10 protein-coding genes are annotated in these 16,094 nt (G+C 46.8%); 8 read left to right on the top strand and 2 right to left on the bottom strand.

The features are described 5' to 3' along the window. The first annotated feature begins 8 nt into the window (after positions 1 to 8). The 4 genes from OM416_RS02540 to OM416_RS02525 all read left to right on the top strand — a co-directional run bounded on the left by OM416_RS02540 (position 9) and on the right by OM416_RS02525 (position 8,459). Positions 9 to 3,566: a DUF4132 domain-containing protein gene (locus OM416_RS02540; protein WP_264926679.1), complete on the top strand. Its 3,558-nt coding sequence runs from the start codon at positions 9 to 11 to the stop codon at positions 3,564 to 3,566. A 4-nt stretch (positions 3,567 to 3,570) separates the two neighbouring features. Beyond that, entirely contained in the window at positions 3,571 to 5,403 is a 1,833-nt protein-coding gene (locus OM416_RS02535; protein ID WP_264926678.1) for a hypothetical protein, read from the top strand. Continuing rightward, positions 5,390 to 5,668 carry a hypothetical protein gene (locus tag OM416_RS02530; RefSeq protein ID WP_264926677.1) on the top strand — a complete coding sequence of 93 codons (279 nt, stop codon included), beginning with the start codon at positions 5,390 to 5,392 and terminating at the stop codon, positions 5,666 to 5,668. The genes OM416_RS02535 and OM416_RS02530 overlap by 14 nt, the downstream gene beginning before the upstream one ends. Before the next feature lie 283 nt (positions 5,669 to 5,951). Next, entirely contained in the window at positions 5,952 to 8,459 is a 2,508-nt protein-coding gene (locus OM416_RS02525; RefSeq protein WP_264926676.1) for a WG repeat-containing protein, read from the top strand. A gap of 270 nt (positions 8,460 to 8,729) precedes the next feature. Here the strand turns inward: OM416_RS02525 and OM416_RS02520 are convergent, their stop codons facing one another. Together OM416_RS02520 and OM416_RS02515 are read right to left on the bottom strand one after the other, a co-directional pair. Then, complete coding sequence (locus tag OM416_RS02520) at positions 8,730 to 10,103, bottom strand: LLM class flavin-dependent oxidoreductase (protein ID WP_264926675.1); 1,374 nt, start codon at positions 10,101 to 10,103, stop codon at positions 8,730 to 8,732. Between the two features lie 197 nt (positions 10,104 to 10,300). Further along, entirely contained in the window at positions 10,301 to 11,215 is a 915-nt protein-coding gene (locus OM416_RS02515; protein ID WP_264926674.1) for a LysR family transcriptional regulator, read from the bottom strand. 153 nt (positions 11,216 to 11,368) lie between these two features. Between OM416_RS02515 and OM416_RS02510 the strand changes: the two genes are divergently transcribed. From OM416_RS02510 to OM416_RS02495, 4 genes are all read left to right on the top strand, one after another. After that, on the top strand, positions 11,369 to 12,025 hold the full coding sequence (locus OM416_RS02510; RefSeq protein WP_264926673.1) for a carboxymuconolactone decarboxylase family protein: 657 nt from the start codon (positions 11,369 to 11,371) through the stop codon (positions 12,023 to 12,025). A gap of 71 nt (positions 12,026 to 12,096) precedes the next feature. Further along, positions 12,097 to 13,287: an amidohydrolase gene (locus OM416_RS02505; protein ID WP_264928777.1), complete on the top strand. Its 1,191-nt coding sequence runs from the start codon at positions 12,097 to 12,099 to the stop codon at positions 13,285 to 13,287. Positions 13,288 to 13,437: 150 nt separating this feature from the next. Continuing rightward, complete coding sequence (locus OM416_RS02500; protein ID WP_264926672.1) at positions 13,438 to 15,048, top strand: ABC transporter substrate-binding protein; 1,611 nt, start codon at positions 13,438 to 13,440, stop codon at positions 15,046 to 15,048. Positions 15,049 to 15,132: 84 nt separating this feature from the next. Continuing rightward, on the top strand, positions 15,133 to 16,080 hold the full coding sequence (locus tag OM416_RS02495) for an ABC transporter permease (RefSeq protein WP_264926671.1): 948 nt from the start codon (positions 15,133 to 15,135) through the stop codon (positions 16,078 to 16,080). Positions 16,081 to 16,094: the final 14 nt, after the last annotated feature.

Raw genomic sequence — 16,094 nt, 5'->3', positions numbered from 1 at the left:
AACGTGTAATGCTTACCGCAGACCGTGCAGTAGAAACTTTGGTGGAGAAATTCGCAGTGACCTGTTCCAACGAGTATTCTTTAAAAACAGACCGAAGCTCCGAAATTATTGATTATGTATTGGGAACGACAGACAAGTTCCCGAATATGATGGGAAATTCGAGTCATTATGTGTATCAAACGATTGATCTGCTTATGAAGCTCGCCAAAAAAGATGATGGAGATATATTTTACCGGGCCGGGGCTATTGTGATATATCTGGAATCCAATTATTCCAAAAGAAGTTCATGGAGAACGGATGCTTTTACTGTCTGTATGGGAAATGATTCAGAAGCCTACGGATTGAGCGGGAAGAGCAAAAGCGCTGATCGCATGGGTGGGTTGTTGGCCCGGTTGGAGAAGATCAAACAGTTTGCGGGCGAGAACGAAATCTCGGCTGAATTAAAGAGCAAATTAAAGCGTGCCCAGTGGCTTATTGATTCCAAAAAGGCTGACACCCAGGGGGATTATCGAGATGTAATCAATGCGTTAATGCTGCTACAACTCTATTCAAAACTCAGTGACACGGCTTCTCATCTTGCAGAGGTTCAATCTTCTGCTCAATCGTTACCCGTGTTGTTTCAACATGTGATGGCTAATGATCCAGATAAGTTGCGGGACGAGCTACATACGTTGATTGAACCTGTAGTGGTAAGTAATATTCAAGGAAAGCATAACGGATCATCCCAAGAATTGAAGGATGAATTCCTCAAAGAAAAGCGCAGTCGGCTCATAGCTGAGCTGTATCCCAATACGTCTTTCTCTTCAAAAGAGCAATGTTCAAACACAGTATTCCATCAAACTATGGTACTTGTGAGTGGTGCCTTGTTGTACCTGATTAACATTAGTGGAGGTAAACAATGGTTCCTTGATACGAATAGTGATATTGGACATGTTTTGCTTCACACAATACATCAATTACATGAGATTTATCCACTTGAAGTTCGCCGTTACTTGCTGAGTATGGACCCTAGAGCAAAGAGTCAAAATGATCTGCTTGCTGGACTTGTGCCTCTGGATGAGCCTTATCAGTTGGTTGAAATGTTGCGGGACGAGCTTAATTCGTACACGGTATCTTGGAACATGTTACAATCCGCGATCGCGCATCGTCCTGAACAAGCGATTCGAGCATACGAGATTATCAAACCACCATTCCTCAAACTTTGCATTCAGAAATTCATGGATGATCAAGGATTGACATTGCCTAATGCGGAGGGGTCCCTGGAGCAAGCAGTATTCAACGCTCTTCGGCATCCTTTGGATGGGGGACGTCAAGGACTTACGATTGCAAGATACTTAAGCGGGGAGAACTCCCTTGAGGAATATTGGGAGGACCCGAATAGTCGTGGTCTGTTTAATAACCTTAATCGGGACAAGAAGCGTATTCACAATCTGATAAGCATCAGTTTCCTGCCCTTGGAGTCGGAGGCAATGCGCAGGTTCGCAATCCTGACCACCCATCCCGATTGGACGCTGGATATTGTCTCAGACATGTACAATTCGTACGCATTCAGTGGAGAGAAACTGCTTCAACGTTATGGGCAAGATCCTGAGGTGCAACGAGAGAAACTGCTAACCAGTCTGCTTTCTCTCAATGGCATGACCGACTACAGATACAAATCCATGCCACATGACGAATACCGCCGAATCATTCAGCAAAATCTGGACTATGCGCTGACACAGTACAAGAAACTGCCAACAGATACACGCATTTTAATTCTGGAGCTTACCTTTGAACAACGTGATGAGCTAACGAAGAAACAACTGGCTGAAGCGATTCGTGCCGGATTGCAGGATTCTTCCAAAAAGGCCAACGGTGTGGCCTTAGCCGAATTCAACCGAATCCCTGATCAGGAATTGTATACACTCGTATACCTCTCGGAGAAAAAAGTGGCGATTAAAGAGATGGCTTTGACCGCGATCCGCAGTCTGGAAAACAGCAAGGAGCTGTACGGTGAGCTTTTGAAGAAAGAGAAGTCTGATGAGTGGAAGAGCTTGATCCAAATTCTGCTGGATACCGCAGATTTAAGTCCAGAGTATGCCCATGCTGCACTCGCTGATCAGGCAGATGCCAAAAAGTTGTCGAGACTGAGCTGGTTGTCCTTAAAAGATCTCCCTTCACTTATACGTAATGAAGACAATCAGCCTTTAGATGATCGGATTAAGCAGTATGCATTGGTGCAATCGCTGGATCACACCTCAGGACCCAATGAAAGATTAAATGAATTACGTGAATACGTAAGTGAGGCATCGCTCGCTCGTTTTGCAAGTGAACTGCTCCAGGTCTGGATTCAAGAAGGTGCTCCTGCAAAAGAGAAATGGGTGATGTATGTATCAGCACTCTTTGGCGATATTCAGATTGTAAATATTTTAGCTCCGCAAATTAAGGAATGGACAGAAAATAGCCGCGGCGCGATTGCTGCAGATGCTGTGAAAGTGCTCGCTTACCTGAAAGATCCATCTGCTCTTATGGCGATTGACAAGATCAAACGTGGCGTGAAGAACCGTCAGGTGAAAGGTGCAGCAGAAGAAGCGTTGCAGCTTGCAGCCGATAATATGGGACTTACCTCGGAACAACTGGAGGATCGTCTGGTCACCACACTTGGTTTTGATGAAAAAGGAACCATGCAGCTTAGTTACGGAGAGCGCTCATTCCTGATTAAGGTGAATGGAGACTTGCAAGTCGTTGTCTTAAATGAAGAAACAGGCAAATCCGTGAAGAGTCTGCCTGCTCCTGCACAGAAAGATGATCCTGAATTGGCAGCGCAGTCCAAGGCACGTTTCACGCAACTGAAAAAAGATCTCAAATCCATGGTTAGCATTCAGGCACAGCGTCTGGAAGAGTCATTGTCCAAACAACGTCTATGGTCTGCTGATGAGTGGAAAGCCCTGTTTGTACAAAATGTAATTATGCAGAAATTTGCTGTTGGTCTGATCTGGGGAACGTATGAGGATGGCGCTCTGATCAGCAAGTTCCGTTATATGGAGGATGGCACATTCAATACAGTGGACGAGGATGAGGTTGATCTGCCTTCAGGTGCGCAGGTGGGACTTATACACCCGCTGGAATTGGATCAGGCTACCCTTGAAGGTTGGACAACGCAGTTGGAGGATTACGAGATCAAGCAGCCATTCGAGCAATTAAATCGTGAGATTCACCAGCCGGAAGATGAGGATAAAACGAAGAATGAATACGATCATCTGCCCGAGTCTGATTTTTCACCAACGGCTTTCCCCAAAGCACTGGAGAAATACGGTTGGATCAAAGGACCGGCACAGGACGGCGGCTGGTATCATGAATTTTATAAAGAGTACGGAGATCTTGTTGCAGAATTGCAATTCAGCGGTACGAGCATCACGTATTACGAGGGATTGGATGACATTACACTGGAATCCCTACATTTCTTCAAACCAAGTAACAAGCAATATTATTACTATGGTGATAACAAATCCATTGCTCTTGGCAACGTTCCAGGTCGGGTGTTCAGTGAAACGATCTACGACATTCTAAGAGCAACGGGGCTTTGATGACGTGAGTGGATTCAAGGAGAAATTCCGGATTTTTTCGAAGCTGTGTACAGAGGATTATCTGATTCGTTATGCCAACAAGGGGTTGTACAAAAGGTCTTTGAAAGAGTTGGACAATGGTGTGAGTGTAACTTACGCATGGAATCAATCATCTGTGAGTTGTCAGCTCAGTGACGGGACACACTGTACGCTCGAAAATACGCTGGACCATTGGGAATGCTCCTGCCCGGCAGAACATATCTGCAAGCATGTGCTGATCGCAATTCTATATGATCAACGGGAACATTCGTCAGAGGATTCGATGAATGCAGACGAGAAGCATGCGCTGGATAAGGACTCAGCGATATCGGATAATGATCCGTTGGACTTACCAAAAGACGTATCCGTAACAGATGCAAAGTCAAACTTAGTATCCAACGTGGACGATCCAAGCGAAATTCCGCATACGGTATCACGTGAAATTGAGTCTCGCTTCCGCTGGATGACGGAGTCTGACCTTACCGTGTTAATTAAGTCATATAGTTCTTCTATGATTGAGGAAGTTGTTTTCCGATTGAGATACCCAGAAGAAATTAAGATCATCGAAGATTCACTTCTTACGGTGCATCTGAAAAGCCAGAATATCGAGGTATCTTTTACGGAGGAAGCGAGCCTTGCAAAAGCACTTTGTAAAGTGCCGCAGACTGCCGGGAAGATGGCCAAGCTTGAAGCTTTGCTACGATATAGGGTACTAAGAGGCCTGGATGATACGGATGCATTAAGCGGACGAGTGTACGAAGCCAAGTTCTCTCTGCAGACGGTGCAGGAATGTCGTATTATGCTGGCAGGATTGTTGAAGACGGGACTGGCCCGTCTTCCTCAGTCTTATATGGCACAACTGGAGACCTTGGCAATCGCAGCTCATAGTGGCAACCTGCCTGACATAGAACGCAGTTTACGAGGGATACAAGGAGAACTACAGTTGTTTTTCAACAGACATATACGTTTCTCCATGCAATCCATGCTGGATCGGGTAAGCAAGCTGTATCTTGCACTCCAGGTTCTTGAAGAAGAAAAGGTATCTGTCATTCAGCAGAGTCAGCTCATTGGCAGTTTTCGCAGTAAATACTTTACGGTGCCTTCACTTCACTTGTATGGACTGGGAGCTGATGCGTGGGAGACACGATCCGGTTTCCGTGGAATCACTTATTACTTCTATTGCTTCGATGATGAGGAAATCTACACTTATAGCGATGTACGTGCTGTATATTATGATGATCAGCAGTTCTCGTATGCAGAGCATTATGGTGCATACACACCATGGTTACCTAATCTGACCTTTCGCCAGTTCGTGGGTGAAGAAGTTCAATTCCATTCAGTTAAAGTGAATGAAGAGCGCCGGATCTCTTCCGGGGAAGGTGCCAAGCTTGCGATTTTGCCACGAACGGGTGTGGAAGCGTTGAATATGGGCAAGTACATGCAAGATGTATCGTCAGTACTTCAAGAGGAATCGCGTTCTTTTGATTTGTTTGCTGCTCCTAGAGAACGACTGGCTGTGATCAGAGTTGCTCGAATCGTGGACCATAACTTTGTCAAACAAACGCAGGATCTTGTCCTGACGGTTGAGAGTGTCGAAGGAGAACGATTGGCACTTACTCTCCCGTACTCAACTGACTGGCAAACGATGATCCAAAGACTGGAGTCAGGATATGGTTCACAATCGCTTGAACACTTCTATGCCTTTGTTCGTGTGGAACCCAAACGGATTAGCCCGATCAGTTTCATGAAGGGTCAAACGGTGCTCAGTCTGAAACTGGATATCGGCAATGGAAGGATGGGGAGACTTGGAAGAGCATAATCAGTTCATGCAGAAAATTAGCGGCTGGTCAGAAGAGTTGCTATTGCGCGGGTTATCCCAGTTTACGATCCGAGATATTGAGGTACTTGAGCAGCTCGCTGCGGAATCCTTGCGTTTGCAGATGAGTTTCCTTGATGAGTTGTTGAATCACCTCATCAAGGAAGGGCGTAGCGTGGCTCTTGGACAAGGTAATGAAGAGTTGCTGTTATTTCAGTATTGTCGTCTCACCCAATATGTACAGCTCAGTGTGCAAGAAGAGGCGTGATATTGGCTAGTAATCGAAGCGAAGGCACATGAAGCGATATGATGTAGTAAATAAGATGAATTATAGAAGATAAGAAGATTTGCAGAAGGCCACAAGACCACTGCAAATCTTTTTTGCTATTCTGGAATTCGATGTATTACAGATCGAAAAATATCTTCATTTAATGTTTGTTTAGAAAAAGGATGAGAATTTCAATTGTTCTCAGTTATATTCGTTCTGATGTCATATCCCGATTTATGACGCATACCATTAGGCGAATGCGGTCATAAGGGAGGAAACTGAGATGTCCATGAGCGAACCGCTGTTAACGCAAATTGTGAATCAACATATTCCGGCTGGTGCAACAGTCGTCACCATTGATAAACCTGTTCAACATCCAGCGATCTACGCGGCAGACCTTACTGGTGACGGTATGCCGGAGATTGCTACAGTCTACCAGTTGAATGGTGAGCTGTACCTGCTCATTCTGAAATTTGTTCAAGCACATTGGATCAAGATGGCACTAATCAAGGGATTGGGGTATGGGGTAACTTTAATGACTGCAGCCCCTGTAACCTCAACAGCAAGGAACAATCTGATCATCGGTTGGCGAATTGGTGCGATCTGGTCTAAGCTCGCTGTGTATGAGTGGACCGAATCAGGGCTCAAAGATCTGGCCCCTGACGATCTATATTATAGCTATGCAGAGATTATAGATATGCCTGGTCCGCATGGCCGAGATGGGAAAGTGGAGATTGCACTCTGGATTCATGACACAGGAGAAGCCTACCGCGTGGAGATTATCCGATGGCAGAATGGGAAATGGGTTCCCGCCCCGGACGTATATGCAGCCTACTATCCCAAAGTGGTGCAATATTACGAGCAATTAACTCAGCATTACCCTGATTATATCTTTTATTGGTATTACCTTGCGGATGCTCAGTTCCACGCAGGCCAGTATCCGGCAGCACTGGTTTCCGTTCAGAAGGCACTCAGTTTCCCGGAAGCGTATCCTTCCAGAGAGGTACTACAAGAGCTGGAAAAGAAAATTAAGCAGGCGATGGTCCCTATAAGTCATGCCAGGGTTGCGACATGGTTATATCCGATCTCTGTTCGAACCACGAGTGGGACTCGTTGGGGGTATATGGATGCACAGGGACATGTTCGGCTAGAGCCGGTTCTGGATGACGCGCAAGCGTTTCAGCCCAATGGATTAGCTGTGGTTGTGAAGGACGGCCATGCCGGTGTGATTAATCTTCAAGGGCAGTATGTCGTTCAACCTGTATACGATTCCATCAATTCCTTTTCTGAAGAACGGGCGATGGTGATTGATTCTCAAGGATTTAAGATGATTAATGAACAAGGCACGGTCCTGACCAAACGTCCATACTCGTATATCTCGAATATGAAGGACGGCCGAGCGCTGTTTTACGATTCTAATCCTGGTCAGACAGATGGATCGGTGAGTCTGTATGGTTATCTGGATGCCTCAGGCAATGAGGTGATTCCGGCACAGTTCGTGTCAGCGAACGATTTTCAAGATGGCAAAGCGGTTGTGCAGATCAAGGACAATGAATATGCGCTCATTAATCGCAATGGACATCGGCTTGCGACGTATCCATTTGCTTATGTGGGACCATTAGGAGATGGACTGCTCGCTTTTCAAAAAGAGGCCTCGGGCAAATACGGGTACATCGACGAACGGGGTAATATTCGCATTCAGCCCAAGTTTTCATCGGCATTTCCTTTTAGCGACGGGCAAGCGATTGTTAATACAGCAGAGGATTACAAATCGAACTATGGTGTCATTAATACGCAAGGATCATTTATCATTCAACCTGCCTATAATGACATCCGCGAACTAGGCGAGCATCGTTATGCGCTGGGGCAAGCGATTAACCCGGAGCAGCCTTATATCGGCTCTGTGTATGCGATTGCAGATACCAGCGGTAGAAGGCTTACAGAGTTCGTTTATCGTGATGTGGGCAATTACAAAAACGGCCTTGCTTCCGCATCGGATGGCAGACAGACCTACCTGCTGGATCTGAGTGGCAGACCTGCCACTGGATATCCCCATGTAGAAGGTTCGGGTACGCTAGAAGTTGTGGCACCAGATCTAATTAAGGCGTATGTAGACCAGCGCTTATCTTATGTGAACCGCGCCGGTCAGGTCATCTGGCGGCAAAAGACGATCGTTCCTCTTCATACGCCGTACCGTGTACGCGAAGAGAAGTACAAACCGAACAGGGATTATCTCGTATATTATCCGCAGGTGGAGGGATTGACAAACCAAGCGGAGCAGCTTGCGCTGAATGCCAAGTTGAAGCAGCTGTCTCAGGTTAAACCAATCCCTGCCGATCAGCAGCTGGATTACACGTATACAGGGGATTTTGATATTACGTTCTATCAGCAGCAATTGCTGCAACTGCAACTCACAGGTTATAACTATCCGGCGGGTGCTGCACACGGTATGCCTACGATGATCTATGCAATCATTAATCTGACGAATGGTCAGTTGTATGAGCTGAAAGATTTATTTAAGCCAAATAGTGACTATGTAAAAGTGTTGAGCCAGATTGTGGGAGATCAGATCAAAAATGATCCTCAATACTCGTATGTGTTTCCAGACACCTATACGGGGATTAGTGCGGATCAGCCGTTCTTTGTTACAGCAGATGCTCTGCATCTCTATTTCAATCCATATGATATCGCTCCCTACGCGGCAGGATTTCCAACGTTTACGATTCCTTTCGTCCAGATCAAAGATATCATTGATACAGAAGGTTCATTCTGGAATGCATTCCATATGTGAGTATTCACTATGAGAGTGTCAAAATTGAAGCTTCTCAACAATAGTTGAGGGGCTTTTGATGTGTAATGAGACTAAAAAAGGTAGCTTGCGATCAACGCAAGCTGCCTTTTACAACAACTGTCATGGTTAAAAAGAGGAATACGAAGAAGCCGTCTTAAAAAACTAAATTCATCCCCTTTTCTGGGTACGGAAATTAGATTTTTTTGAACATGCATTATAAGTAAGATCATAAGTTATATATATGACTATTTAACGAGTGGTAAGAAAGCTTCATCGATTCGAATTTGCTGGGAAATAACGGTATGCAGCACCTGGATGATCATCGGGCAGTCGTGTGATGTTTTTGCCAAATAATCTTTCGCGCAGCGTATCTTCTTCATATTCAGTTCGGAACATGCCGCGTTTCTGTAATTCTGGAACGACCAGATCGACAAAATCCAGATGGGTCTGAGGCAGAATGTATCGCTCCAGATTAAATCCGTCAATCCCCGTATCCTCCACCCAACGCTGCATCTCATCTGCAATCTCTTCAGCAGTACCTACACTGACAATTCCCCTGTATTCCTTGCCTGCAAAATCATCCATGACTTGGCCTACCGTTGGAATATGCGCTGCATGCTTCGTGTAACGTTCGGTGTGGGAACGGCCTTGCTCCGTTTTGATTCCGGTGAATGGCGCATTCGGATCAAGTGCCGTCAGATCAATGCCTGTCGAGGACTGATAGGTGAGCAGTGCTGCTTCCCTGCTTCGGTATGTACGATACTCCTCATACTTTTTCGTGGCCTCTTCGCGGGTATGACCAACAATAGCCGATAGCCCGGTAAATATTTTGATGTGATGAGGCTGCCTTCCATGTTGAACTGCTCTACGTCTGATGTCATCCACTTGTGCTTTGAGTGCTTCTATCGTAGGTGCTTTCAGAAATACACCTTCGGCATGCTTGGCCGCAAAATCCCGTCCCCGATCCGAGCTTCCTGCCTGGAATAGAACGGGCGTGCGCTGAATGGAGGGTTCACTTGCGTGAGTGGCTTTTAGCCGGAAATAGGGACCTTCGTGATCAACAACATGAATTTTGTCCGCTCTGGCGTATAACCGACTGGCTTTATCCACAACGACAGCATCATCTTCCCAGCTTCCTTCCAGCAGTTTATAACTCACCTCCATGAAATCCTCGGCCTGATCATATCTCTCCTGATGGTTCAGCACCTGATCTCTGCCAAAGGCGGCGGCGCCGCTTGTTCCACCTGTAGCTACCACATTCCATCCAATGCGGCCCTGTGTCAAATGGTCGAGCGTTGAGAAGCGTCTCGCATTCGGGAAGGGCTGTTCATACGTGGGAGAAGCTGTAGTGACAAAACCCAGATGTTTTGTATGTGACGCAAGAGCGGAGAGCGCCAGCATGGGATCATTGGAAGGGGTGTATACGGCTTCACGGTATGCGAGCTCAGGCTTTAATTCCGGATAACCGTAAGAGTCTGCAAAAAATATAAAGTCGAATTTGCCACGCTCCAGAATCTGGACCAATTCAATCCATAAATCCAGACGATTATAGTGATGGCTCTGATTGGCAGGGTGGGCCCATAGGCCTTGGGTCATTTGATTCGGAGTATGGATGTCGAATACACCCAGATGTATTTTTTTCATAATTAGAAGAACTCCTTTCGATGCATACAAGTAGGCTCAACCGTTCTGAGTACTTTCAAGTGAGCTTATAGGAATACCCCGATTTTGTACAATTGAAAAATGTAAATTCACCATTTATAAAAAACAAATTACAAAATTAAACCCGTTCCGAAAAGAACGGGTCTTCTGGTGATTACTCTGATGCTATAGCATTACATTTAAAGAGATTGAGCCATGACAGGTTCATCTGGAATTGTCCGTAGACGTTTGATTTCATCCACAAGTTCCTCGGTGATCTTGCTTGAGGTTGAGCTGTTCTTCCGGGTTAACACACCAAGCCTAGGACCATTCATGAGATTTCGAACCGGGCGAGTGATCGTGCCGGGAATTGGAGGTGAGACCGCAACAACCGGAGCCAGAGCGATCCCCATATTGGCCTGTACAAAATATTTCAATACCGTGATGCCGTCCACCAGAATCGGGCTCCGCTGTAATTGTCCAATCTGGCTACTGATCATTTCTTCAATCCGAATACGGAACGAGCAAGTTCCCGGAGTCAACAGAAAGGTTTCGCCCTTCAGGTCTTTCAGATGTATTTCTTGTTTATGTTGAAGGGGATGCGAGGCGGGCAAAAGCAATGTAATTTCTTCATATAGAAGGGGCTGGAAATCCAGCTGGATATGAGGTTCGGCTTCATTGCACAGTGCGATATCAATCTCATCATCCAATAACATGCGCATCAAATCTTTGGTTGTGCTGATTCTGACCTGCACCTGAACCTTGGGCTTTTGTTCGGAGAAACGGCGTAAAATCTCCGGCAGACGGCTGCTAGCCGAAGGCTCCGATGCACCGATCCGAATGATGCCTGCATCCCCATGCATGAAATCGGTCAGGGCGACATTGAGTTCATCGTATTCTCTCAATAACAGATCTGCACGTTCGTTCAGCAGCCGGCCCGCGCTGGTCAGGGTAATCGTTTTGCCGCGTTCGAAGAGTTTCATGCCCAGCTCTTCCTCCAGCTTTTTAATTTGCATCGTAATTGTAGGTTGCGAATATTGAAGAGCTTCAGCGGCGCGTTGAAAATTACCGTATTTCACAATGGCCTGAAATGTCTTGATGAGCCGGATTTCCAAAGCGTTCAACCCTCTCGTATTAAAATTTATAAATTAGAGATTTATGTTTTTCAATTATACATGTCCGACATTTTCAATTATTATAGCAGATATCCAATTAAAACAGTAGGAATACCTTTTAATTGAGTCCGTTATGTCACAGGAGGCTTTACCATGACTCAAAATTTGTATACACGTCCAACTCCCGCAGCTTCTACCAAACTGTTTGCTTATGCACCTGAAGCTTTTCAAGCCTTTGGAGAATTTAACAAACAGACATTCGCAGAAGGCGCACTGACCGTTAAAGTGAAGGAGTACATCGCTGTGGCAGCAGCACACATTACCGGATGCCCATATTGCATCGAAGCTCACGTCGGCAAAGCCAAAGGACAAGAAGCTACGTTCGAAGAGTTGCTCGAAGCTGTTGCAGTAGCTGCAGCCATCAATGCACACTCAGCCTTTTACAATTCAATTCACACCTGGAATGCATATAACGAAGAAGCGAATACCGAACTGTATGCATTGGACCACATTGAACGGATTGAGCGGCTGGAGGAAACGAATGAAGGGTTGTATACGTCTTTTGTGGAGTATATCAACCGTACGCTCGTACCTGAACGAATCGGTGTGAAAGACAAGCTCCTGATCGCTGTTGGGGCCAGTCATGTGACCGGTAATGCGTACAGCATCGAGATCTTTACACGCAAAGCTAAGGCGGAAGGTGTTACGCTCGAAGAGCTCGCTGAGACCATTCTGGTTGCCAGTGCACTCAAAGCAGGCGCAGCCATTGCACATCGTGTCAATGCTCTCGCTGCCTATGAACGGGAATAGTAAGAATCACAGCTGAATGATAATAGTCTGAGAGAGCAAAAGCATGTTTACATTCCGAAGGAGGATGAATGATGACCCTTTTCAATATTTTGCAAAAGTTACCTTCCGAAATACGCGAACAGACCATTGCATGGCGGAGGCATTTTCATCAATATCCTGAGTTATCCTTTCAGGAGGCAGAGACAGCTCAATATATTGATAACACTCTTCGGACGTTTGCCGGACTCGAGATCAGTCGCCCTACACCGACCAGTGTTATAGCCAGACTGATTGGAAGCAAACCGGGCAAAACGCTCGCCCTGCGTGCGGATATCGACGCACTACCGATTACCGAGGCGACAGAAAGTGATTATGTATCGACTCGCCCAGGTGTGATGCATGCTTGTGGCCATGACGGTCACACCGCTATGCTGCTCGCTACAGCCCGCATTTTCGCAGAACGAAAGGAACAGCTGCATGGTGAGATTCGCTTCATCTTCCAGCATGCGGAGGAAAGTCCTCCCGGTGGAGCTATAGAGCTTGTCGAAGCAGGTGTTCTGGATGGTGTCGACTGGATTGTGGGACAGCATCTGGCTTCCCTATTGCCGATTGGAAAAGTGGGCATCGTCTATGGGGAGATGATGGCTTCGCCAGATAATTTTACACTGACGGTACAAGGCTATGGTGGGCATGCAGGCTTCTCGCATCGCTCGGTAGATACGATCTCCATCGGGGCCCAGATCGTAACGAATCTACAGCACATCGTGTCCCGTTACACCGATCCATTGGAGCGACTGGTTGTATCGGTTACGCAATTCACGGGTGGATCATCCCATAATGTTATTCCAGATCAAGTGGTCATCAAGGGTACAGTACGTAGCTTTAACGCACAAATCCGCGAAGAGGCGCCGGTACAGCTTCGCCGAATCGCTGAAGGTATCGCCCATGCGCATGGTGCCGAGGTCACCTTGGATTATGTATGGGGTTATCATCCTGTCGTGAACGATGAAGCGCTGACGCGTCGTGTGGAAGACATCATTGTTGGCGTGCTGGGACAGGATGCGATCGAATATGTGCAGCCAGGCATGGGTGGAGAGGATTTCTCAGCGTATCAGCAGGTCGTTCCAGGTACGTTCATTAACATTGGGGCGGGCAACGTGGATCAGGACATTGTCTTTCCGCATCACCATCCCAAATTCGCTATTGATGAAGAAGCGCTGCCCATTGGTGTTCTGGTGTACGTCAAGATTGCAGAGAGTCTGCTTGAGTGGAACGAAACCTGAGTCAACTTATATCCAACAGCTTCCTGATCATACGAACGTACACAAAACGTTTGTCATGATGTATAGCAGCCTTTAATCCGATTAAATAAATAAGAATACTTATATATGTTGTTGGAAAAGTCCGTTATCTATAATCAAAGGGGGATTTTTATGAAAACGTTAGTTCAGAGAATCATTCACCACCGAGTATGGATCATGGCACTGGTTGCCGTTCTGCTCCTGGCTGGTTGCTCCAGTGGAGGCAGCAGTACAGAGACAGGTTCCGGATCAGACTCGGCTTCAGGAGACACCCCGGCCGCTGCGGCTGCAACCGAACTTAAATTTCCACTCACCCAAACGATACCAACCTTGGACCCGCATCTGTCCCTGGGGGGAAGTAATGCCACTATTGGATTGAATATCTATGAAGGTTTATTCGCCTTCAATTCCAAATACGAGCCCGTACCGAATCTGGCGGAATCTTATGAGGTCAGCGAGGACGGCAAGGATTACACTTTCCATCTTCGCCAAGGTGTACTGTTCCACAATGGCAAGGAGATGAAAGCTGAAGACGTGACGGCTTCACTGAATCGCTGGAAGGATCTGGCGCCACGTGCCAAGAGTTCTTTTGGAGAGTCGACGTTTAACGTCGTGGATGACTACACTGTGCAGCTGAAGCTTAACGAACCTAAAAACGATATTCTGGCCCAGTTGAGCCATGTGCTGAACTTTGCTGCGATCATGCCAAAAGAGATTGTGGATGCAGCAGGTCCTGAGGGAGTCAAAGAGTACATCGGCACAGGACCGTTCAAATTCGTGGAATGGAAAACGGATCAGTACGTTCATGTTAGCAAATTTGACGATTTCAAGCCGGTGGACACACCAGCTGATGGTTTCTCCGGACATAAGGAAGCACTGGTGAATGATGTTTACTTCACTTTGGCTACAGATAATGCTACGCGCTTCTCGTCCTTCTTGGCTGGCGATTTTGATTATATCGACATTGGTGTCGATAACTTGCCGCAAGTGGAGAATGATCCCGAGATCAGCCTGGTGAAAGATCTCTCGACAGACTTCAATCTGGTCTTCAACAAGAAGTCACCTCTGTTCTCCAATCTGAAAAATCGGGAGGCTGTGGCTGCTGTAATCAATGCGGAAGATATTCTGCTGGGTATTACGTCCACACCAGAGTTGTATCGTCTGAATCCGAGCTATATGTATACAGAGAATACCAAGTGGTACAGCGAAGCGGGTAGTGAGGCGTATAACCAGAACAACCCGGACAAGGCGAAGCAGCTGCTTCAAGATGCGGGGTATAACGGAGAAGTGGTACGTCTGCTCACGACCAAGGATACGGGAACCTTCTACAGTGCCACATTAATGCTGCAATCCCAGCTGGAGAGCATTGGAGTGAAGACCCAGATCGATATCTATGACTATGCCACGATGCTCACCAAACGTGCAGATGCCGGCGCCTGGGACATCTATCTGGGACCGTTCATCGTACCTTCCACACCATCACAATTGTTATATCTGAATCCAACTTACGGATTCGCGGACGATGCGAAGCTTGCTGAACTCCTCTCCAAGGCTACTGCTGCTCAGAGTGATGAGGACATTCAAGCCGCTAACGATGAGCTTCAGGCTTATGAATGGACTTATCTTGCTGCGATTAAGATCGGTGATGTGTACAAATACAGTGCCATTCGGAAGAACATCGAAGGATTAACGACACTGTATGGTATTCCGAATCTCGCCAACACCCGTGTATCGCAAAAATAACCGGATGCGCACCGCGGAATGGAGCCTTCAATTGCTGAGGTTCTGGTCCGCGGTTGACGCATTGTCCCGAAAGAAGGTGAATCGGTGACCATTTACATTATCAAAAGGATTGGGGCGCTCATTCCTACACTGTTTATCATGTCCGTGGTTGTTTTTCTAATCGTCTATCTGATTCCCGGTGACCCGGCCCGTGTCATGCTGGGCGATGGTGCGGATGAACAGACAATCTCTGCGCTTCGCTCACAAATGGGTCTGGATGCTCCATTACTCGAACAATACGTTATCTGGGTATCCGGAGCCTTGTCCGGTAATTTGGGTGAGTCCTATTTTCTGGGGAAATCAGTGGCTTCCGCGATTGGAGAGTATATTCAACCTACGCTTTCCCTAAGCATTCTGGCGATGGTGTTCAGTGTACTGATTGCCATTCCGCTCGGGATCAGTGCAGCGATGAACCGTGGAGGTTGGGCAGACAAGCTGTTAACCGTCTATTCGCTACTCGGGATTACGATTCCCGGTTTTCTGCTCAGTCTGTTCCTGGTGTTGTTGTTCGCCGTTCAACTGAAGTGGCTGCCGGTGTCAGGTTATGCCTCGATCCAGTCCGGAATGATTCCCTTTCTGCGTCATCTGGTACTGCCTGCCATCTCCATCGGTCTTGTCATGTCGTCCATTATTGCCCGTATGGTGCGATTATCCGTTCTTGAGGTCATGAATCAGGGCTACGTCAAGACAGCGAGGTCCAAAGGCGTAAGCCGGAGAAGGCTGGTCTACAAGCATATTCTGCGAAATGCACTTATTCCAGTCATTACGGTCATCGGAGGGACTTTCGGTACCCTGCTGGCAGGTGCAGCTGTTATTGAAACCATATTTAACATCCCAGGCATTGGTCAGCTGCTTGTTCATTCGGTTGAGCGGAGGGATTATGCCGTTATTCAGGGCGTTGTGCTGTTCATTGCATTGATTTATGTGTTGGTTAATCTGATCGTCGACTTGCTGTATGCGGTCGTTGATCCGCGAGTACGGCTTGAACAATAACGAAAACAAAAACA

Origin of the sequence: Paenibacillus sp. LS1 (genome assembly GCF_026013365.1) — a bacterium.
Lineage (GTDB): Bacteria > Bacillota > Bacilli > Paenibacillales > Paenibacillaceae > Paenibacillus.
Note: the sequence above shows the minus strand (reverse complement) of the source record. Positions and strands in the feature narration are given on the sequence as shown.